This window comes from Xanthomonas citri pv. mangiferaeindicae (genome assembly GCA_002240395.1).
Lineage (GTDB): Bacteria > Pseudomonadota > Gammaproteobacteria > Xanthomonadales > Xanthomonadaceae > Luteimonas > Luteimonas citri_A.
On record CP016836.1, the window covers coordinates 3,198,285 to 3,217,495 of the forward strand.

The following is a 19,211-nucleotide window of genomic DNA, read 5'->3' on the forward strand; positions in this document are numbered from 1 at the left end:
CTCGATGGAGATGTCCGCAATGCTCGTGATCGGCGTGGCCGGCACCGAACTCACCGCGCAGGAGCGCGACTGGCTGCAGCACGATGTCTGCGCCGGCGTGATCTTGTTCAAGCGCAACGTCGCCTCGCGCGCGCAGATCGCCGAACTGGCCGCCGCGATCCGCGAGGCCGCGCCGCGCCCGCAACTGGTCTGCGTCGATCAGGAGGGCGGCCGCGTGCAGCGCTTCGTGGACGGCTACACGGCGCTGCCGCCGCTGGCCGGTTTCGGCGTGCAGTACTTGAGCGACCCCGATGCGGCGCTCGCCCAGGCGCGCGCGCATGCGCGGCGGATGGCCGAGGAGGTGCGTGGTAGCGGCGTCGACCTGAGTTTCGCGCCGGTGGTCGATGTCGGCCACGGCAACCTCGCGATCGGCGACCGGGCGTTCTCGGACGACCCGCAGATCGTCGCCGCGCTGACCCGCGCTTACGTCGAAGGGATGCACGAGGCCGGCATGGCGGCCACGCTCAAACATTTTCCCGGTCACGGCTCGGTCCGCGAGGACACGCATTTCGACCAGGCGGTCGATCGCCGCAGCCTCGAGGAGATCCGTGCGCACGACCTGGTGCCGTTCGTCGCCGGCATCGAGGCCGGTGCCGATGCGGTGATGCTCGCGCACGTGACCTATCCGCAGGTCGCGCCGGAGCCGGCGGGCTACTCGCCGCGCTGGATCGAGACCATCCTGCGCGGTGAGCTGGGCTTCCGTGGTGTCGTGTTCTCCGACGACATCGGCATGGCCGCCGCATTCTCGGCTGGCGGCATCAAGGCGCGCATCGATGCGCACCTCGATGCCGGCTGCGACGTGGTGCTGGTCTGCCATCCCGAACTCGTCGCCGAATCGCTCGCCGCCGTCGAAGGCCGCGCCCTCAACACCATGGCGTTGACCGGCCTGATCGGTCGCGGCCCCCTCGGCTGGGACGGCGCACTCGCAGCCGCCCCGCGCAACGGAGACATCGCATGAACATTCCCCGGCTCGATGACGTGCTCGACAGCGCGGACCTGCTGTTTGATCGCGATGTGCTCGACGAGGCGATCGAGGCGATGGCCGACGGCATCGCCGACGACTACGGCGACGACGAGGTGCCGCCGCTGTTCATCACGGTGATGCATGGCGGCATGCCATTTGCCGCGCAGCTGGCATTCGCGCTGGGCGAGCGCGAACTGGACCTGCAGTTCGACTATCTGCACGCCACCCGCTACCGCGGCGCAACCACCGGATCGGGTCTGGCCTGGCTGCACCGTCCGGCCACCCCGCTGCAGGGCCGGCGGGTGTTGCTGGTCGACGACATTCTCGACGAAGGCCACACGCTCAAGGCCGTGCGGCACTGGTGCGAGGACCAGGGGGCGAGCGAGGTCCGGGTCGCGGTGCTCGCGGTCAAGGTGCACGATCGTTGCGTGGAGGGCGTGGAAGCCGACTATGTTGGCGTCGAGGTGCCCGACCGCTATGTGTTCGGCTACGGCATGGATTTCCACGAGCAGGGACGCAACCTGCCGGGGATCTACGCGCTGGCCGAATGAACACGTCGGACTGGCGCGGTCGGGTCCGCACGCCTGTGCGGTAGCGGGACGACGGCGGCCAGGCGCTATCATCCCGGTCCCGCGTCGCCCGGCGCCTGACGAGACTTCGCGATGACCGCATCCATCGACCTGGCCGTGATCGGCGGTACCGGGCTGTATGCACTGGCCGAGCTGCAGGATGTCGAGGCGCACCAGCCGGTGACGCGCTACGGCGGCCTGTCGGGTCCTGTACGCATCGGCACGCTCGACGGCCGCCGCGTCGCGTTCCTAGCGCGCCACGGTGAGGGCCATTCGCTGCCGCCGCACCGGATCAACTACCGCGCCAATCTCGCCGCGCTGCAGGCGCTTGGCGCCTCGCGGGTGCTCGCGCTCAACACCGTGGGCGGCATCACCGAACGTTTCGGACCGCGCGTGCTGGCCTGCCCCGATCAGTTGATCGACTACACCTGGGGCCGGGTGTCGACCTACTGCGAGGAAGAGGGCAGCGAGGTGCTGCACGTCGACTTCGGCGATCCCTATACGCCGACGCTCCGGCGGGCGGTCGTCGATGCGGCCGCGCGCGCCGGCGTGGCGCTGGTCGACGGCGGCTGCTATGGGGCCACCCAGGGCCCGCGACTGGAGACCCGGGCCGAGATCGCGCGCATGCGCCGCGACGGCTGCGATCTGGTCGGCATGACCGGCATGCCCGAGGCGGGTCTGGCGCGTGAGCTTGGCCTGGACTATGCGTGCCTGGCCATCGTCGCCAACTGGGCGGCCGGCGCCGGCCCCGAGGTCGATGAGGTCATCACCTTCGAGGACGTGCTCGCCAACGTCGCCGCGGCGTCGTCCGGCATTCCGGCCCTGCTGCGGGCGCTGCTCGCGGCCTGATTGCCACGGTGGTTGCAGGCTTTGCATACTCGTCCCGCCGGCCGTCCCTTGCAGGCAGGCCGGTATCACGTATCCAGACGAGGTCAGACGTTCATGCAATACGGCACAGTGAAGTGGTTCAACGATGCGAAGGGATTCGGGTTCATTGCGCCCGAGGACGGCAGTGCGGACGTATTCGTCCATTTCTCGGCGATCAACTCGAGTGGCTTCCGCTCGCTGCAGGAGGGGCAGCGGGTGAGCTACGAGGTGACGCAGGGACCGAAGGGGGCGCAGGCCTCGGGTGTTGCGCCGGTCGCCTGAGCGCGCGCGCAGCCACAGGAAAGCCCCGCGCGAGCGGGGCTTTTTTTTGAAGTGGGGTCTCCAGGGCGTCCTGGTCAGGTTGCGGGCATGGATCAACGCGCACCGATGCCGTTGAGGAACAGGTCGATCAAGTGGGGCGTACGCGACTTCGATGACGCGTCCTGCTCTGCCGCGAGCGATATCGCGGTGGCGACATACACCAGATCATCGAAGCCGACATCTCGACGGATCGTGCCGGCGTCCTGCGCATGCCGGAGCAGGCGCTGTCCTTCTTCGGTCATGGCATCGCAACCGGGTGTGCCGCCTTTCTGGAGCACCGTTCCGAGCGAGGCGGCCAGGTCGCGGTAGAGGTTGGTGTCCGCGACCAGATCCTCGAGATACGCCCGCAGCGCGCCATTGGGATCGAGCTTTGCACTGCGCGCGCGGCTGGACTCGGCCAGTAACACGAAGCGCGCGCTACAGGCGGCCGCCAACAGGGCTTCGCGCGTCGGGAAGCGGCGATACAGCGTGCCGATGCCGACACCGGCGCGTTTGGCGACGTCTTCCAGCGAAGCGCTGGCCCCCTTTTCCAGGAAGACGGCCTCGGCGGCAGCGAGGATGCGTTCGCGGTTGCGTTGCGCGTCTGCGCGCAGTGGGGAGGGTTCGGTCATGTTATGTGTCTGCCACTTGCCAAGTGGAGGATAGCTCCATATCTTAATCGGAGGAATCCTCCACTTACGGCAAGGGCCGATGACATGAACAAGCGTTTCGAGCACAAGGTCGTGGTGATCACCGGTGGCAGCGATGGCATCGGTCTGGTGACGGCCCGACATTTCGCGGCCGAAGGTGCGCATGTGTACATCACCGGGCGGCGGCAAGCGCCGCTCGACGCGGCGGTGAAGGCGATCGGCCACGGGGCCATCGGCGTGCAGGGGGATGTCGCCAGGCCCGGCGATCTCGATCGGCTCTATGCCCGGATCCGGCACGATCATGGCAAGGTCGATGTCGTCTTCGCCAATGCGGGCATCCACGAGAGCAGGCCGCTCGAGACGATCGACGAGGCGCATGTCGATCGCATGCTCGGCGTCAATCTCAAAGGTCTGATCTTCACCGTGCAGAAGGCATTGCCGCTGATGGCGGCGGGCGGTGCGGTCGTGCTCATGGGCTCGTCCGCTGGCAGCAAGGGTATTCCCAGCCAGTCGCTCTACAACGCGAGCAAGGCGGCAGTCCGCTCGCTTGCGCGCAGTTGGACGGTCGATTTGAAGGAACAGGGCATTCGCGTCAACACCATCGCACCCGGCGGCACCGAGACGCGTTTGATACGTGGCTTTCTGGACGCCCAACCTGGATTCGAAGAGGAGTTGGTCCAGGCCGTGCCGCTTGGACGATTGGGGCAACCCGATGAGATCGCACGCGCCGTGCTGTTCCTGGCGTCGACCGAGAGCAGCTACGTCGCAGGCGTCGAGTTGCTGGTGGATGGCGGGTACGTTGCCGTCTGACGCCATCCAGTTGCGCCGCGTGATCGCCAAGCGGCCGGCGCGGCCGACCGCTCGGGGCGTTTCGCCGGCGCGACGGACGCCCGATCATCGCGGACAGTCGCCGTCGCGCCAGTGCGCGCCCTTGGGGGTGTGGCCGATGCCTGGGTTGAAGCTATTGGTCGGGTCGAGCGCGCGATAGAACGCGGCCAGCGCCGGCTTGGCGGGATAGAGATGGCCGACATTGTGTTCGGCCGGGTACTCGGCGCCACGTGCGTCGAGCAGGGCCCACATCGCATGCTCGATCGCCAGCGGGTCGTGGCCGGCCTTGACGATGTAGTCCTGGTGGAAGACGTGGCACAGGAAGTGTCCGTAGTACAGCCTGCCGGCGAGCGCGGACGCGATCGACGGCGGCAGGGTCTCGACCCAGTCGCGATCGTTGCGGCGCAGCGCGATGTCGAGCGCGACGATGTCGGCGACCTGGCGCCGGTGCACCTCGCGGTAGCGGACCGCCGCGCCGGCGATGGCGAAGCGATGCAGGAAGGCCTTGCGGCCCTCGTCGGCGGTGCAGCGGAACCAACTGCCCGATGTGGCTGCGGCGAAATGGCGGTCCAGAAACGCCTCGGTCGCGGCCGCCTGCCGAGTGCCGACTTTGAGCAACAGATGGTGCGCATAGCGCTCGCGGAAGTCGCGCAACCGGCGCGGCAGGTGGTCGGGCAACAGCGAGACGAGCGCCTGCAGCGCCCGGTCACTCGCGCCGCGCAGGCCGATACGCTCGAGCACACCATCGATCCGGCTCTTGAGCGCGAACGCCCCCGGGACCTTGTCGGTGCCGAAGCGGTCGATCAGCAGGAACACGTCCTTGCCGTACTGCGCGCCGATGTCGAACGCGTCGCGGTGCACGTACTCGCCGGCGATCGGCAAGTCGTCGGATGCGCTCAACAGGTGACGGCGGATCGCGGTGAGGTCGTCGGGCTCGTTGCTGCCGATGTAGAGCACGGTCGCCGGCTCGCGCGGGAAGGTGTCGAGCCGCACTGCGAACACCGCCAACCGGCCTGCCGAGCCGGAGGCTTCGTGCAGTCGCGAGGGGTCGGCGTTGTAGCGTGCAGGCGTGGGCGCATCGACGTCGCGCACGTCCTGCGCGTAGCGGTGGTCGGAGGCGACGCGATCTGGCGGATCGCGGACATCGCAGGTGCGATAGTCGCCGGCCTCCAGTCGCGCAAGCATCGTCTCGGGGTCGTCGCCCAGTTCGATGCCCAGGTGGTTCACCAGCTGCAGCGTGCCGTCGGCGTCGCGCTGCGCAAACAGCGCCAACTCGGTGTAGGCCGGACCGCGGCGCACCAGCGCGCCGCCGGAGTTGTTGCACACGCCGCCGAGCACCGAGGCGCCGATGCACGACGCGCCGATCACCGAATGCGGCTCGCGATCCAACAGGGCGAGGGCTTTTTCCAGCCGGTCGAGCGTCGCCCCGGGCAGGCAGACTACCTGCCGGCCGCCGTCGAGCAACTGGATGCCCAGCAGCCGCCGCGTGCTGACCAGCACGATGCCGCGGTCATAACCGTCGCCGTCAGGCGTCGACCCGCCGGTCAGGCCGGTATTGGCCGCCTGCATCAGCACGATCGCGCCAGCGTCGAGGACCGCCTGCAGCACCTGCCACAGCGCCACCAGACTGTCCGGACGGACGACCGCGAGCACAGGCCCGTCGCCGAAGCGGTAGCCCTTGCGGTAGCGCCGTGTCGCACGCATGCCGGTCAGCACGTGACGGCGGCCGACGATGCGGCGCAGCCGCTCGACCAGCTCCGGGGCGGCCAGTCGCGGGTTCATCGTGGCGGTGCGACCAGGGTGTCGCGGCCGATGTCGGCGACGGTGCGCGCGCCGGTCAGCGTCATCGCCACGCGCATCTCCTGCTGCAGCAGGTCGAGCAGGTGTGCCACCCCGGCCTGGCCGGCCGCGGCCAGCGCATAGACGAACGCACGGCCCAGCAACACCGCATCGGCGCCCAGCGCCAGCATCCGCACGATGTCCAGCCCGCTGCGTACGCCCGAATCGGCGAGGATCTTCAACGACCCGCCGACCGCGTCGGCAATCGCCGGCAGTGCCTGCGCGGTCGACAACACGCCGTCGAGCTGGCGCCCGCCGTGGTTGGAGACGACGATGCCATCGGCACCGAAGCGGACCGCGTCGCGCGCATCGTCCGGGTCGAGGATGCCTTTGATGACCATCGGCCCGCGCCAGAACGCGCGGATCCACTCCAGGTCCTTCCACGAGATCGATGGGTCGAAGTTCGCGCCCAGCCAGCCGATGTAGTCGGCCAGTCCGGTCGCGGCGCCGCGGTAGGCGGAGATGTTGCCCAGATCGTGCGGCCGTCCACGCAGGCCCACGTCCCAGGCCCAGCGCGGATGTGTGGCCGCCTGCCACAGACGGCGCAGCGCCGCGTTGGGGCCACTCATGCCCGAGTGCGCATCGCGGTAGCGCGCGCCGGGCGTGGGCATGTCGACGGTGAACACCAGCGTGGTGCAACCGGCGGCCTGTGCGCGTTCGAGCGCGGCGCGCATGAAGCCGCGGTCGCGCAGCACGTACAACTGGAACCACATCGGTCGGTCGATCGACGGCGCGACCTCCTCGATCGCGCAGACCGACACCGTCGACAGCGTGAACGGGATGCCGCGCGAGGCCGCCGCGCGTGCGGCCTGGACCTCGCCGCGGCGTGCATACATGCCGGTCAATCCAACCGGCGCGAGCGCCGCGGGGAAGGCCAGGCGCTCGCCGAACAGTTCGGTCGACAGGTCCAGCTCGGCGACGTCGCGTAGCACACGCTGGCGCAGCGCGATGCCTTCCAGGTCAGCGACATTGCGGCGCAGCGTCTGTTCGGCATAGGCGCCACCGTCGATGTAGTGGAACAGGAACGGCGGCAACCGCCGCTGGGCGGCGGCGCGGTAGTCGGTCGAGGCGGCGATGATCATGGCGGCAGCCTTCAGGCGTGTGAGGGGGGCAGGCGCGAGGCGCGGGCGCGGCGTGCCTCGTTCTCGTCGAGTTCGCGCAGCGAGGTGTGCACGAAGGCCAGATGGGTGTGGGCGGCGGCGCGGGCGCCGTCGGGGTCGCCCGACAGCACGGCGTCGCGCATCGCCCGGTGCTGCAGCAACAGCGGCTCGAAGGTGCGCGCCGAGACATAGAGCGTTTCCCGGCTCTGCGAAATGTTGGTCTGCAGCAACTCGAACATGCCGCGCATGACCTGCACCAGCACCAGATTGTGCGAGGCCTCGGCAATCGATAGATGGAACGCGGCATCGGCACGCGCTTCGCCGGCCGGATCGTGGCGACCGTGCAGCGCCGTCATCGCGTCGAAGGCATCGGCGATTCGCGTGCGGTCGTCGTCGGTCGCGCGCAGCGCGGCGTGCCAGGCGGCCATGCCCTCCAGTTCGTGCCGGATCTCGAGCACGTCGTAGCGGTACTCCGGATCGCTGCGGAACACGCCGAGGAACGGCTGCAGCGGTGCGATGCGCGGCGATGCGTCTGCGTCGTGCGTGCACAGATAGGTGCCGCCGCCCTGGCGCGCATACAGCACGCCCTGGCTGGCCAAGCGGGCGATCGCCTCGCGCAGAACGGTCCGTGACACGCCCAGTTCGAGCGCGAGTGCGCGTTCGGCCGGCAGGCGGTCGCCAGGACGTAACTGGCGCGCGTCGATCAGCGCCAGCACGCGGTCTGCGACCTGGTCGGACAGACGCAAGCGACGCGCGCCGATGGTGTCTGGGCGGGTGGCAGGAGGGGGAATGCGCATCCGGGACTCTTCCATGTCAGGTCGCCTGCAGCGGATGACGATGCCGGGCATCGTCGCGGTGGTGTTGCAGTCAACCGTGAGGGTTCGATCGCGCTCGCCCGCACGACGTGGCCCATCTGCGTTGAGCAAGCGCCATAAATTGGTGCGACCAATCAAGGGATAGGGTCGATCTCAGGCGAACAGTCTAACGATTCTTGCGCATTCATCGTCAGCACGACCAAGGTTTAGGTCAATTGGTTACACCAATGGCGCATCGATGTTGACGCCGAACGCGCGGCGATCGCGACGCAGACAGGCGGTCGGCAGTCGCCGTGGCATACATGCGAAGGGGGCCGCCAAGCGCGGACCTGCCGCGTCAACAGCGTCAGCCCGCGCCGGCGATGTGCGCACGCAGCCACTGGTGCGCCGGGTCGCGATGGACGCGTTCGGGCCAGAGCATCAGCAGGTCGAAGCCGGGAATGTCGATCGGCGGGGCGACCACCCGCAGCGCCGGATTCGCCTGGACCAGGCGCGACGGCAGCATCGCCACCAGGTCGGTGCTCTCCAGCAATGCCGGCATCGCCAGGAACTGCGGCACCGACAGCACGACGCGACGGGCCATGCCCCGCGCAGCGAGCGCGCGGTCGGTGGCACCCTCGAAGCCGCCGCCGTCCGGCGAGACGATCGCATGGTCGAGCTTGCAGAACTGCGCCAGCGTGGGGCGACGTTTCAATCCGGGATGGCCGGCGCGCCCGGCCAGCAGGTAGCGCTCGGTGAAGATGCGGCGCCAGCGCAGCGTGGGCGGCGCCTCGGTATCGGTCAGGAACGCAAGGTCGATCTCATCCTGCGTCGCACTGCCGGCCATCTGGCCCGGCGGCCGTTGCACGACCGCCAGCCGCATGCCGGGCGCGGCGGTCCGCAAGGTGGCCAGCGCCGGGCGCAACACTGTCAGCATGCTGTAGTCGAAGGCGGCGACGCGCCAGGTCTGGCGGGCGAGGTCCGGCGCGAAGGGCGGGGCGGGCGCAACCGCCTGCGCCAGCGCCGCGAGCGCCTGCCGCAGCGGCTCGCGCAGCGCGTCGGCACGGGCGGTCGGGCGCATGCCGCGCGGCCCTGGCAGCAGCAGCGGATCGTCGAAGAACTCCCGCAACCGCGCGAGTTGCGCGCTGATGGTCGGTTGCGCCAGATGCAGCCGCTGCGCCGCGCGGGTCACGTTGTGCTCGAGCAGCAACGCGTCGAGCGTGCGCAGCAGGTTGAGGTCGAGCCCTTGCAAGGTATTGCGCATGACGATACCTGGAATGGCGAGAATCCATTTCAACTATAAGACGTCGCTGGCTACCTTGCGCGCATTCCCCCTGTGAGCCGCGCCGATGCACGTCCTGCTAGTCCATGCCCATCCCGAACCCACCTCGACGACCCGTCGCCTGGTCGATATCTCGACCGACGTCCTGTCCGCGCAAGGTCACACGGTGATGCACTCCGATCTGTATGCGGCCAACTGGAAGGCGGTGTTCGATGCCGACGACTTTCCCGATCGCGTCGATCCCGAGCGCTTGTCGTTCGTGGCCGAGTCGCGCCATGCCTTCGCCCACGATGGTCAGACCCCGGACGTGGTGGCCGAACAGCGCAAGCTGATGGCGGCCGATGCGGTGATCCTGCATTTCCCGCTGTGGTGGTTCGGCATGCCGGCGATCATGAAGGGCTGGATCGACCGGGTCTGGGCCTACGGGCTGGCCTACGGCTATCGCGATGCCGGTAACGCCTACCGCTACGGCGAGGGCGGGTTTGCGGGCAAGCGCGCGCTGCTCGCGGTGTCGGTCGGCGGCCCCGAGATCGACTACTCGCCCCGTGGCATCAATGGCCCGCTGGAGCAGTTGCTGTTTCCGATCACCCACGGCGCCCTGTTCTTTCCGGGCATGCAGGTGCTGCCCACGTTCGCCGTCTATGGTGCGGGCGCTCTCGATGCGACGGGCCTGGCGTCGGCGGCGCAGGCGTGGCGGGCGCGGCTGGCCGGGCTGTTCGAGCAGGCGCCGATCGCGTTCCGCGCGCAGAACGGTGGCGATTACCCCGACCGCCACGTGCTGGCCGCCGAGGTCGCGCCCGGCCGCAGCGAACTGATGGCGCATATCGCCGATATGGACGCCGAGGTGGGGCACTGATCTGCGGCGCGCTGTGGGCGGATCCGTTGCGCGCCGCGCACGCCTGCCTTGAGCTCAGCGCGGACGCCCGATGAATGGCTTGCAGTGGAGGAAGTCGCCCGATTCGAGGCAATCGATCACGAAGCCAGCCACCTCGTCCCGGGTGACCGCGCGCAGTTGCAGCGACGGCGGGACGGACAGGGCCACCTGCCAGTCGCCGCGTCCGGGGCGCGCGGTGAACGGCGCGGGCCGCACCAGCGTCCAGTCCAGCCCGAGTCCTGGATCAGCGCTTCCTGGCGATCCTTGTCGGCATAGCGGTGACGCGTGAGCAGCGGAAAGACGATGCGGTTGTACAGCCAGCCGCCATGCCCGCGCGTTTCGCCCGCGCCCACGCCGGTGATCGCGACCAGGCGCCGCACGCCGGTGTCGCGCATCGCGGCGATCGCTGCCCGCGTCGCGTCGGAGAACACCGTCGTCGGCCCGGGGCTGCCGACGCCCAAGCTCATCACGACCGCGTCGTGCGCGGCCATGCGTTCGGCCAGGAAGCGGGCGTCGTCGGGGCGGCCGACGGCGATGTCGACGCCCGGCGTGGCGGTGAGCCGGTCCGCCGAGCGCGTCTGTGCGGTGACCCGGTGGCCGCGCGCCACCGCCTGCACGACCAGCCGTGTGCCCACGCCGCCCGACGCGCCCATGACGAATACGCGCATTGCTGTCCCTGCGAAAATGGTGCCGGCCGACAGTCTCGCCGATGCCGGGGCGATGCGGCCAGGTCGCGGTCGGCGTCGATGCGCGCCGACCGCGACCGGCGGCGCGTCAGCGCGCGAGCGGCTGCCAGCGCAGCGCCAGCCCGTACTCGCGCCCGGGCTGGCGATACCACGCTACGGTCTCGTAGTCCTTGTCGAGCAGGTTGGTCGCCCGCGCCTCGAGCGTCCAGGCTGGTGCAAACGCCCACGCCGCACGCAGGTCGAGGGTGCCGTAGCCGCCCACGCGCAGCGTGTTGGCGGGGTTGTCGTAGCGACCGCCGGCGCCGCGCAGCGTGGTGCCGATCCGCAGGTCGCCGAAGCTGCGGTCGATGTCGAGCCGGCCACTGTTGCGCGCGCGTCGGGCGAGCAGATGGTCGCGGTAGGCGCCTTCGCTGCGGTCGCGCGGGTCGACGTGGCTCAACTCGGTCGACAGGTCCCAACCGGCGAGGGTGGTCGCGAAGGTCAGCTCGGCGCCACGGATGCGGGCCTCGTCGATGTTGCTGCCGCGACCGACATAGTCCGGCGGCGGATAGACGAACACGATGAGGTTGTCGATGCGGCTTTCGAAGACATCGAACGCCCAGCGCCACTGGGCCGCCTGCTGCGAGATGCCGAGGTTCACGCTCTTGGCGCGCTCCGGCTTGAGGTCCGGGCTTTCCGAGCCGGGGTAGTACAGGTCGTTGAAGGTGGGGGCCTTGAAACCGGTCCCGGCGCTGGCGGTGACGCGCAGGCCGTGGGCCAGGTCCATGCCCCAGCCCAGGCTGCCCGTACCGTGGCCGCCGAACTGCTCGTTGTCGTCGTGGCGCAGGCTCGCCTGCAGGCGATGCGCACCGAAACGGCCGCGGTACTCGACGAACGTGGCGTAGTTGTCGCGCGCCGTCACCGCGTAGCGGGTATCGCTGTCGACTTGGTCGGCCTGCCAGTCGAAGCCCAGGCTCAGGCCCTGGGTCGGCGCCAGGCCGAAGTCGGCCTGCACCGAGGCGGTGTCGCGGCGGGTGTCGATGCGGCCGACATCGCTGCGCGTGCCGGTGTCGGCATCGCGGAAGTAGGTGCTCGACTTGTCATAGGCGCGGCCGGCCTGCGCGGTCAGGCGCACGACGTCCGAAGGCGCATAGGTCAGCGTCCCGCCGGCGACCTGCTGCACGGTGTCGGCCTCGTTGCCGCCGAAGAGACTGCCGTCGAACTGATTGAACGCGTCGGCATGCAAGGCGTGGCCTTCCAGGCGCAGCGCGTCGGTGAGCTGTACGCCGGCGCGCAGGTTCAGCGAACGGTTGCGGTAGCCGTCGCGATCGGGCTCATCGACGAAGCAGCCCTGGAACAGCGCCGCAGAGCCGCGGCAGGCATCGATGCCGTCGGTGCGCTGGAACGCCGCATCGACGCCGAACCAGCCCCGGCCGCTGCGGCCGCCGATGCCGGCGCTGGCTTCGCGCAGGCCGTGGCTGCCGGCGCCGATCCGTGCATGCGGCGAGATCGCGCCGTCGTGGCGGCGGGTGAAGATCTGGATGACGCCACCGATCGCCTCCGAGCCGTAGAGGCTCGAGCGCGGGCCGCGCACGATTTCCACGCGCTCGATCTGGTCGACCGGCAGGTCCTGGATCGCCGGCATGCCGGCAGTCGCGCTGCCGATGCGCACACCGTCGACGAGGACCAGCACATGGTCGGATTCGGCGCCGCGCAGGAAGATCGAGCTCAGCTTGCCCGGGCCGCCGCTGTTGCCGATCTGGATGCCGGCGCGGCCACGCAGCAATTCGGGCAGGTCGCGCGCCTGGCTGCGCTCGATCTCGTCGCGGTCGATGACCTGTGCCGGCACGAGGGTGTTGGCCAGCGCGGTCTGGGTCCGGTTGGCAGTGACGAGCACGGCGTCGAGTTCGCCGGGGGCGGCGAGCGCCGACGGAGCGAGCAGGGCGGTGGCGATCGCCACGGTCAGGGTGCGGAACGGCATTGCGGTCTCCTTGCGCGCGCGCATCGAGCGCGCGGCGGGCGGGCGGGCGAAGATCGCGGGAACGGGCGCGCACAGACCGCCGTCCGGACGCAGACGTGCCCGGAACGTCGTCGCAATGCCCGCCGCATCGCAATCAGGTGGAACTTCGAGGCCGGTCTCCGGACTTGCGTGTGGGCGCTCCAGGCCCGGGCGTCGCGCCTTCCCATGCACAGGGCACAGTGGCGAGAAGCGACGCTTGCACACGCTTACCGTTGCGGGGGCAGTGCCGGAATGGGGTCGTCTTGCGGCGCCCGTCACCGGCTTCCCGTTTCAACCCGGGCAGGCCGGGTCACCGCGAAGCAGGCGCGATTGTACGCCAGGGCTTCGCCGGCTCAGCGCTTGATGTCGTCCGGGATCGCGTCGTCGCGATCGGCGGTGTCGTGCACGATCGTGGTGACCGGGCCGGCCGCGGTCCGTGCGCGCGGGTCGGGCAGTTGTGCGGTCGCCGCTTCGGCGGCCTCGGCCAGTTGCAGACGACGCGCCTCGGGGACCTCCTGCCAGTGGCAGTCCAGCAGCGCGCCCTCGATCGAGTACAGCAGGTTGAGGCTGGGCCGAAAGCCAGCCCGTCGCACGCGCACGAAGGCCTCGACCGCGCCCGCCGCCTCGAGATCCTCGCGCGTGCGCAGCCCCACCTGCCGCAGCCATGCTGCCGACCTTGGGCCCAGGTTGCGCAGCTTCGGCGTGCTCAACGCGCGTGCTCGACGTACAGCTGTGCGAGCGCTTCGAGCCCGGCCTGATCGTCGGCGTCGAACCGGGCCGGCAGCGGGCTGTCGAGATCGAAGACGCCGATCAGGCGGTCGCCGTCGACCAGTGGCACGACGACTTCGGACCGCGACGCGGCATCGCAGGCGATGTGGCCCGGAAACGCATGCACGTCGTCGATGCGCTGGGTCTGCCGGGTGCGCGCCGCGGCGCCGCACACGCCCTTGTCGAGCGGAATGCGCACACAGGCGGGCAGACCCTGGAACGGTCCGACGACCAGTTCGGTCCCGTCATAGAAATAGAAGCCGACCCAGTTGAGGTCCTGCAGTGCGTGGTAGACCAGCGCCGAAAGGTTCGCGGCATTGGCGATGGGGTCGGATTCGCCATGCAGCAGGGCGCGGGCCTGCGCCGCGAGCGCGGCATACTGGTCGGCCTTGCTGCCGCTCAGAGGTGTGGAAGTGAACATGTCGCGCAGTGTAGCAGCGGGGTCGCACCCGCCCGGCGGCGCCGTCGCAGGCGTCCCGATAGGCGCACCGGTATGAGCGCGCGCACGTGCCTGGTCACCGGGACCGATACCGGCATCGGCAAGACCCACGCCAGCGTGGCGCTGCTGCAGGCCTTGCGTGCCGATGGTCGCCGCGCGGTCGGGATGAAACCGGTCGCCAGCGGCTGCGATTGGCAGGATGGTGGCTGGCGCAATGAGGATGCGCTGGCGCTGCAGGCCGCCAGCCGGCCCCGCCCGGCATACGCCGACGTCAACCCGGTGGCACTGCCCGAAGCGACCGCGCCGACCCTGGCCGCACGCGCGGCCAGCGTGGTCGTCGATGCCGAGGCGCTGCACGCCGCACACGCACGGCTCGCCGCCACGGCCGACGTGGTGCTGGTCGAGGGCGCCGGCGGCTGGGCGGCGCCGCTTGCCGAGGACCTCGAGCATGCGGACCTGGCGCGGTGGCTGGGGGGCGCAGTGGTGCTGGTGGTCGGGCTCCGGCTCGGCTGCCTGAGCCATGCCCGCCTGACCGCACGCGCCATCGCGGCCGACGGCTGTCGGCTCGTGGGCTGGGTCGGCAACCGGATCGATCCGGAGTTCTCGCGCGCCGACGATTATCTGGGGCTGCTCGCCGACGCATTGCCTGCGCCGTGTCTGGGTGTGCTGCCGTTCGTCGGCGACGGGGGCGGCCCCGACATGGGCGCCCTGGTGCTCGATCCGGCCTGGATCGACGCACTGCCGCGCCGCCCCTGATCGGTGGCGTGGCATCCGCGGCATGCGCCGCGGATGCCCGACGTGCTCAGTGCCCCTGGGGCACCGGCGCTGCTGGGTTGCCGTTGTGCCCGTCGGCGTCCGTGGTGGCCACTGCGCCCGGGTCGTGGCTATGGTCACGCGCCAGCAGCAGGTAGAACGCCGGCAGCACGAACAGCGTGAACGCGGTGCCGATCGACATGCCGGCAGCGATCACCAGGCCCATCGAGAAGCGCGCCGCCGCGCCCGGACCGCTGGCGATCAGCAACGGCACCATCGCGAACACCAGCGCGGCGGTCGTCATCAGCACCGGCCGCAAGCGGATCGCGGCAGCCTGCTCGATCGCCTCGGCCTTGCTCAGGCCCTCGTTGATCTGCAGCTTGTTGGCGAACTCCACGATCAGGATGCCGTGCTTGGAGATCACGCCCACCAGGGTGACCAGGCCCACCTGCGTGTAGATGTTGATCGACATGCCGGGGAAGGCCTCGATGCCGGCAAATTGCAGGATGCCCGACACCAGGCCCAGCGCGTTGAGCACCAGCAGCGCGCCGCTGATCGCCATCGGCACGGTGATCAGCATGATCAGCGCGTCGCGGAAGCTCTCGAACTGCGCGGCCAGCACCAGGAAGATGATCACCAGCGCGAACGCCAGCGTGATCAGCATCGTCGTGCCTTCCTGCTTGAACTGCCGCGACTCGCCGGCGTAGTCGACGCTGTAGCCCTGCGGCAGCACGTCGGCGGCGATCTCGTCGAGCACCCGCAGCGCCTCGCCCTTGGTCACGCCCGGACGCGGCGCGAAGGTGATGCCCACCGCATTGAGCTGCTGGAAGCGTTTGAGCGACTGCGGCTGCGCGCTCTCCTTGAACGAGACCACCGTCGAAAGCGGGATCAACTCGCCGCTGCGGGTGCGGGTGTAGTAATTGCCGAGCTGTTCGGCATTGAGTCGATCGGCGCGCTGTACCTGCGGGATCACGCGGTAGGAGCGGTTCTGCATCGCGAAGCGGTTGACGTATCCGCCGGCGAGCAATGCGCTCATATCGGCCGCCAGCGTCCGCATGTCGATGCCCAACAGCGCCGCCTTGTCGCGGTCGATCTGCACTTCCACCCGCGGCTTGTCGATCTTCAGGTCCTTGTCCAGAAAGATGAAACGCCGGCTTTCCTGCGCGCGCGCGACGACCTCGTCGGCGATCTCCGACAGCTGCGCCAGCGAGCCGATGCCGCCGATCAGGAACTCGCCGCCGCCATCGCCACCGGCAGACGGCAGGGACGGCGGCACCAGCGCGAAAATGTTCAGACCGGTGATCTCGGCCAGCTTGGGCTGCAGATCCTGCTGCAGCACCTGGTTGGTCGAGCGGTCGCGCTGGCTCCAGGGCTTGAGCACGAAGCCGCCCATCGCGCTGTTGCTCCCGCCCATGCCGCCCATGCCGCCGTTGAACAGGAAGAAGTCGTTGATCTCCGGGATCTGCTTCACCACGTCGGACATTTCTTCGGTGTAGCGCTCGACGTAGTCCAGCGTACTGGCGGCATCCGCGCTGCCGATCGCGAACACGAAGCCTTCGTCCTCCATCGGCGCCGGCTCCTTGGGCGCGCCGATATACAGAAATGCGCACGACACCAGCACCACTGCGCCAAAGGCCAGGATCACCCCGCGGGTCTCCAGCGCGCCGTGCAGGCGGCGCTGGTAACCGTGCTGGAGCTTGTCGAAGCGCTGATCGAGCCATTGCTCCAGCCGGCTCTTGCTGGACTGACCATGCGGCTTGAGGATCTTGGCGCACATCATCGGGGTGAGCGTCAGCGCGATCACGCCCGACAGCAGTACCGAGCCGGCCAACGTGAACGCGAACTCGGTGAACAGCACGCCGGTCAGTCCGCCCTGGAAGCCGATCGGCAGGTACACCGCCACCAGCGTCGTGGTCATCGCCACGACCGGCCACGCCAGCTCGCGCGCGCCGCGGATCGAGGCATCGAATGGCGTCATGCCTTCCTCGATATGGCGGTGGATGTTCTCCAGCACGATGATCGCATCGTCGACCACGATGCCGATCGCCAGCACCATCGCCAGCAGTGTCAGCAGGTTGATCGTGAAGCCCATCAACAGCATCAGAAACAGCGCGCCGACCAGCGACAGCGGCACGGTGATCGCCGGGATCAGTACGCTGCGCAGCGAGCCCAGGAACAGGTAGATGACCACGATCACGATGATCACCGCCTCGATGATCGTGCGGATGACCTCGTTGATGCCGTCCTGGATCGACTCGGTGCTGTCGTACGGGATCGACGCCTCGATGCCTTCGGGCAACTGCGGCACGATCTCGTTGTCCCAGGCCCGGCGCACGTCGGCGATCACATCCAGTGCATTGGCATCGGGGGAGACATAGATGCCCATGAACGTTGCCGAGGCACCATTGATGCGCACCGACGAGCCGTAGTTCTCCGAACCCAGCGCGACATCGGCGATGTCGCCCAGGCGCACGATCGCGCCGTCGGCCTCGCGCACCACCAGCGCTCGGAACTCCTCGGGCGTGCGCAGGTCGGTGCGCGCGGTGAGATCGACCGCCACCATCTGACCCTTGGTCGAGCCCAGCGCCGAGAGCACGTTGTTGGCTTGCAGCGCGGCCTGCACGTCGCTGGCGGTGACGCCCAGCGCGGTCATGCGGTCGGGCTTGAGCCACACACGCATCGCGAATGCGCCCGGGCCCATGATCTCGGCGCGCTGCACGCCTGGGATCGTCGCGATCTTCGGCTCGACTGCACGGGTGAGGTAGTCGGTGATCTGGTTGTCGTTGAGCGTGGCGCTGGCGAACGAGACATACATCGCCGCGACCTGCTGGCCCTGCTGCAGGTCGATCACCGGGTCCTCGGACTCGGCCGGCAGTTCGCTGCGCAGCTTGTTGACCTTGGCCGCGATCTGGGTGAGCGCTTCGTTGGGGTCGTAGTCCAGGCGGATGTAGGCCTGGATCACGCTCACACCGGCCGAACTGGTCGAGGTGAGGTAGTCGATGCCCTCGGCGCTGGCGACCTCGCGCTCGAGCGGCGTGGTGATGAAGCCCTGGATCAGGTCGGCGTCGGCACCGAAGTAGGTCGTGCTGATGTTGACGACCGCGTTCTGCAGCTCCGGATACTGGCGCACGTTGAGTTCGGAGAACGCGCGCAGGCCGAACAGCAGGATGAACAGGCTGACGACCATCGCCAGCACCGGTTTGCGGATGAAGATGTCGGTAAATGTCATCTCGGTCTCCCCCGCGCGTTGCGGCGCGGGCCAGGGAGCGGGGCGGGCCGGGACCCGCGCGGCGTCAGCGGTTCTCGGGCGTCGGCGCTTCGTCGGCGGACGGCTGGACGCGGTTGTTGATCGTCACCACGGCATCGTTGCGCAGCTTCAGCAGGCCGCTGGTGGCCACGCGCTCGCCGGGCTTCAGGCCCTCGGTCACCGCGATCATGTCGCCGCGCGTGGGGCCGGTGGTCACGAAGCGCTGGCGCACGGTCAGCGTCGGTCCCTGCTCGCCGTCCTTGGGCGCGTCCGCCTTCGCGTCGCCGCGTTGCTCCGACACCACGTAGACGGCGTTGCCGTAGGGGTTGAAGCTGACCGCCGTCTGCGGGATCACGACCACCTTCTGCGCACCGCCGACCGCCAGGCCGACACGGGCGAATGCGCCCGGGCGCAGTTGGCCGTCCGGATTGGCCAGGGTCGCCTGCACCTGGAAGTTGCGCGTGTTCGGATCGACCGCCGGTTCGATCGCGGTGATCGTGCCGGTAAAGCGCATGTCCGGCAGCGCATCGACGCGCGCCTCGATGGTGGCGCCCTCTTGGATGCGCGTGAGCTGCTGCTCGGGCAGGGCGAAGTTCAGGAAGATCGGATCGAGCTGCTGCAGGCTGACGATCGCAGCGCCTGGTGCCAGATACTGGCCCAGGTTGACCTTGCGGATGCCCAGTACGCCGTCGAACGGCGCGCGGATGGTCTTCTGCGCGATCAACGCCCGCTGCGCGTCGACCTGGGCCTGCGCAGTCGCCGCCTCGGTGCTGCGCTGCTCGACGTCCGCCTGCGAGACCAGTTGCTCGCTGCCGAGCTGGCGCCAGCGGTCGCGCTGCACCGCCGCCAGCTTGGCGGCCGCCTCGCTCGAGCGCAGCACGGCCAGTTCGTTGTCGGTGTTGAGCTCGACCAGCACGGTGCCGGACTTGACCGGCTGGCCGGGCTCGAACGACAGCCGGCGGACCACGCCGCCGGCCTCGGTGGTCACATCGGTGCCGTTGATCGCGACCAGGGTGCCGACCGCTTCGAGCGGCGTCGTCCATTCCTGCTCGGCGGCATCGAACGTGGTGATCGCGACCGGCGGCTGCGGCATGTCGTCGAAGAACGCGTTGACCGCGCGTCCCGACAGGAACTTGGCGAGGAAGACGCCACCGAACACCAGCAAGGTGATCAGCAGCACGACGAACATGCGGAGGCGGGGACGCGGGGCGCGTCGGGGCTCGGTCCTGGACAT

General features: G+C 69.3%; 17 protein-coding genes, 1 pseudogene and 1 other annotated feature. Of the genes and pseudogenes, 7 read left to right on the forward strand and 11 right to left on the reverse strand.

Annotation, left to right across the window (positions count from 1 at the left end; all coding sequences use genetic code 11):
- Window positions 1-19 precede the first annotated feature (19 nt).
- The 4 genes from BEN78_13900 (at window position 20) to BEN78_13915 (ending at window position 2,721) form a co-directional block, all read left to right on the forward strand.
- Entirely contained in the window at window positions 20-997 is a 978-nt protein-coding gene (locus BEN78_13900) for a beta-N-acetylhexosaminidase (protein ID ASR44298.1), read from the forward strand.
- On the forward strand, window positions 994-1,554 hold the full coding sequence (locus BEN78_13905; GenBank protein ASR44299.1) for a hypoxanthine-guanine phosphoribosyltransferase: 561 nt from the start codon (window positions 994-996) through the stop codon (window positions 1,552-1,554). Before BEN78_13900 ends, BEN78_13905 begins: the two co-directional genes overlap by 4 nt.
- Before the next feature lie 111 nt (window positions 1,555-1,665).
- A complete protein-coding gene (locus BEN78_13910; protein ASR44300.1) occupies window positions 1,666-2,421 on the forward strand; it encodes a 5'-methylthioadenosine phosphorylase in 756 nt (251 codons plus the stop codon).
- A 93-nt stretch (window positions 2,422-2,514) separates the two neighbouring features.
- Window positions 2,515-2,721: a cold-shock protein gene (locus BEN78_13915; GenBank protein ID ASR44301.1), complete on the forward strand. Its 207-nt coding sequence runs from the start codon at window positions 2,515-2,517 to the stop codon at window positions 2,719-2,721.
- A 92-nt stretch (window positions 2,722-2,813) separates the two neighbouring features.
- Here BEN78_13915 and BEN78_13920 read toward each other — a convergent pair whose 3' ends face one another.
- Window positions 2,814-3,371 carry a TetR family transcriptional regulator gene (locus BEN78_13920; protein ASR44302.1) on the reverse strand — a complete coding sequence of 186 codons (558 nt, stop codon included), beginning with the start codon at window positions 3,369-3,371 and terminating at the stop codon, window positions 2,814-2,816.
- An 84-nt stretch (window positions 3,372-3,455) separates the two neighbouring features.
- On the opposite strand from BEN78_13920, the gene BEN78_13925 reads away from it, so the two are divergent.
- Window positions 3,456-4,199, forward strand: a complete 744-nt coding sequence (locus BEN78_13925) for an oxidoreductase (protein ASR44303.1) — start codon at window positions 3,456-3,458, stop codon at window positions 4,197-4,199.
- An 84-nt stretch (window positions 4,200-4,283) separates the two neighbouring features.
- Here the strand turns inward: BEN78_13925 and BEN78_13930 are convergent, their stop codons facing one another.
- From BEN78_13930 to BEN78_13945, 4 genes are all read right to left on the reverse strand, one after another.
- Window positions 4,284-5,999, reverse strand: a complete 1,716-nt coding sequence (locus BEN78_13930) for a D-lactate dehydrogenase (protein ID ASR44304.1) — start codon at window positions 5,997-5,999, stop codon at window positions 4,284-4,286.
- Window positions 5,996-7,138, reverse strand: coding sequence for an alpha-hydroxy-acid oxidizing enzyme (gene lldD / locus BEN78_13935; protein ASR44305.1), 1,143 nt, complete (start codon window positions 7,136-7,138; stop codon window positions 5,996-5,998). The genes BEN78_13930 and lldD overlap by 4 nt, the downstream gene beginning before the upstream one ends.
- Window positions 7,139-7,149: 11 nt before the next feature.
- Window positions 7,150-7,953: a transcriptional regulator LldR gene (locus tag BEN78_13940; protein ASR45149.1), complete on the reverse strand. Its 804-nt coding sequence runs from the start codon at window positions 7,951-7,953 to the stop codon at window positions 7,150-7,152.
- A 364-nt stretch (window positions 7,954-8,317) separates the two neighbouring features.
- Window positions 8,318-9,214: a LysR family transcriptional regulator gene (locus tag BEN78_13945; protein ID ASR44306.1), complete on the reverse strand. Its 897-nt coding sequence runs from the start codon at window positions 9,212-9,214 to the stop codon at window positions 8,318-8,320.
- A gap of 85 nt (window positions 9,215-9,299) precedes the next feature.
- Between BEN78_13945 and BEN78_13950 the strand changes: the two genes are divergently transcribed.
- Window positions 9,300-10,088, forward strand: coding sequence for an NAD(P)H dehydrogenase (locus BEN78_13950; GenBank protein ID ASR44307.1), 789 nt, complete (start codon window positions 9,300-9,302; stop codon window positions 10,086-10,088).
- Window positions 10,089-10,142: 54 nt separating this feature from the next.
- Here BEN78_13950 and BEN78_13955 read toward each other — a convergent pair.
- The 4 genes and pseudogenes from BEN78_13955 to BEN78_13970 all read right to left on the reverse strand — a co-directional run bounded on the left by BEN78_13955 (window position 10,143) and on the right by BEN78_13970 (window position 13,959).
- Window positions 10,143-10,774, reverse strand: a pseudogene (locus BEN78_13955) (epimerase).
- 106 nt (window positions 10,775-10,880) lie between these two features.
- Window positions 10,881-12,752 carry a TonB-dependent vitamin B12 receptor gene (locus BEN78_13960; protein ASR45150.1) on the reverse strand — a complete coding sequence of 624 codons (1,872 nt, stop codon included), beginning with the start codon at window positions 12,750-12,752 and terminating at the stop codon, window positions 10,881-10,883.
- Window positions 12,753-12,883: 131 nt separating this feature from the next.
- Window positions 12,884-13,103, reverse strand: a binding site (cobalamin riboswitch).
- Window positions 13,104-13,123: 20 nt separating this feature from the next.
- Window positions 13,124-13,480, reverse strand: a complete 357-nt coding sequence (locus BEN78_13965) for a transcriptional regulator (GenBank protein ASR44308.1) — start codon at window positions 13,478-13,480, stop codon at window positions 13,124-13,126.
- Window positions 13,477-13,959, reverse strand: coding sequence for a diguanylate cyclase (locus tag BEN78_13970; protein ASR44309.1), 483 nt, complete (start codon window positions 13,957-13,959; stop codon window positions 13,477-13,479). The genes BEN78_13965 and BEN78_13970 overlap by 4 nt, the downstream gene beginning before the upstream one ends.
- Window positions 13,960-14,031: 72 nt before the next feature.
- Between BEN78_13970 and BEN78_13975 the strand changes: the two genes are divergently transcribed.
- Window positions 14,032-14,733 carry a dethiobiotin synthase gene (locus BEN78_13975; protein ASR44310.1) on the forward strand — a complete coding sequence of 234 codons (702 nt, stop codon included), beginning with the start codon at window positions 14,032-14,034 and terminating at the stop codon, window positions 14,731-14,733.
- 46 nt (window positions 14,734-14,779) lie between these two features.
- Here BEN78_13975 and BEN78_13980 read toward each other — a convergent pair whose 3' ends face one another.
- Window positions 14,780-17,959, reverse strand: a complete 3,180-nt coding sequence (locus BEN78_13980; GenBank protein ASR44311.1) for a multidrug efflux protein — start codon at window positions 17,957-17,959, stop codon at window positions 14,780-14,782.
- 64 nt (window positions 17,960-18,023) lie between these two features.
- Window positions 18,024-19,211, reverse strand: coding sequence for a hypothetical protein (locus BEN78_13985; protein ASR44312.1), 1,188 nt, complete (start codon window positions 19,209-19,211; stop codon window positions 18,024-18,026).

Bases quoted from the DNA above. Each gene is read 5' to 3' on its own strand.
- BEN78_13920 (ASR44302.1), bottom strand. From the start codon at position 3,371: ATGACCGAACCCTCCCCACTGCGCGCAGACGCGCAACGCAACCGCGAA.
- BEN78_13960 (ASR45150.1), bottom strand. From the start codon at position 12,752: ATGCCGTTCCGCACCCTGACCGTGGCGATCGCCACCGCCCTGCTCGCT.
- BEN78_13930 (ASR44304.1), bottom strand. From the start codon at position 5,999: ATGAACCCGCGACTGGCCGCCCCGGAGCTGGTCGAGCGGCTGCGCCGC.
- BEN78_13940 (ASR45149.1), bottom strand. From the start codon at position 7,953: ATGCGCATTCCCCCTCCTGCCACCCGCCCAGACACCATCGGCGCGCGT.
- BEN78_13980 (ASR44311.1), bottom strand. From the start codon at position 17,959: ATGACATTTACCGACATCTTCATCCGCAAACCGGTGCTGGCGATGGTC.
- BEN78_13915 (ASR44301.1), top strand. From the start codon at position 2,515: ATGCAATACGGCACAGTGAAGTGGTTCAACGATGCGAAGGGATTCGGG.
- BEN78_13975 (ASR44310.1), top strand. From the start codon at position 14,032: ATGAGCGCGCGCACGTGCCTGGTCACCGGGACCGATACCGGCATCGGC.
- BEN78_13985 (ASR44312.1), bottom strand. From the start codon at position 19,211: ATGTCCAGGACCGAGCCCCGACGCGCCCCGCGTCCCCGCCTCCGCATG.
- BEN78_13910 (ASR44300.1), top strand. From the start codon at position 1,666: ATGACCGCATCCATCGACCTGGCCGTGATCGGCGGTACCGGGCTGTAT.
- BEN78_13900 (ASR44298.1), top strand. From the start codon at position 20: ATGCTCGTGATCGGCGTGGCCGGCACCGAACTCACCGCGCAGGAGCGC.
- BEN78_13950 (ASR44307.1), top strand. From the start codon at position 9,300: ATGCACGTCCTGCTAGTCCATGCCCATCCCGAACCCACCTCGACGACC.
- lldD (ASR44305.1), bottom strand. From the start codon at position 7,138: ATGATCATCGCCGCCTCGACCGACTACCGCGCCGCCGCCCAGCGGCGG.
- BEN78_13970 (ASR44309.1), bottom strand. From the start codon at position 13,959: ATGTTCACTTCCACACCTCTGAGCGGCAGCAAGGCCGACCAGTATGCC.
- BEN78_13925 (ASR44303.1), top strand. From the start codon at position 3,456: ATGAACAAGCGTTTCGAGCACAAGGTCGTGGTGATCACCGGTGGCAGC.
- BEN78_13905 (ASR44299.1), top strand. From the start codon at position 994: ATGAACATTCCCCGGCTCGATGACGTGCTCGACAGCGCGGACCTGCTG.
- BEN78_13945 (ASR44306.1), bottom strand. From the start codon at position 9,214: ATGCGCAATACCTTGCAAGGGCTCGACCTCAACCTGCTGCGCACGCTC.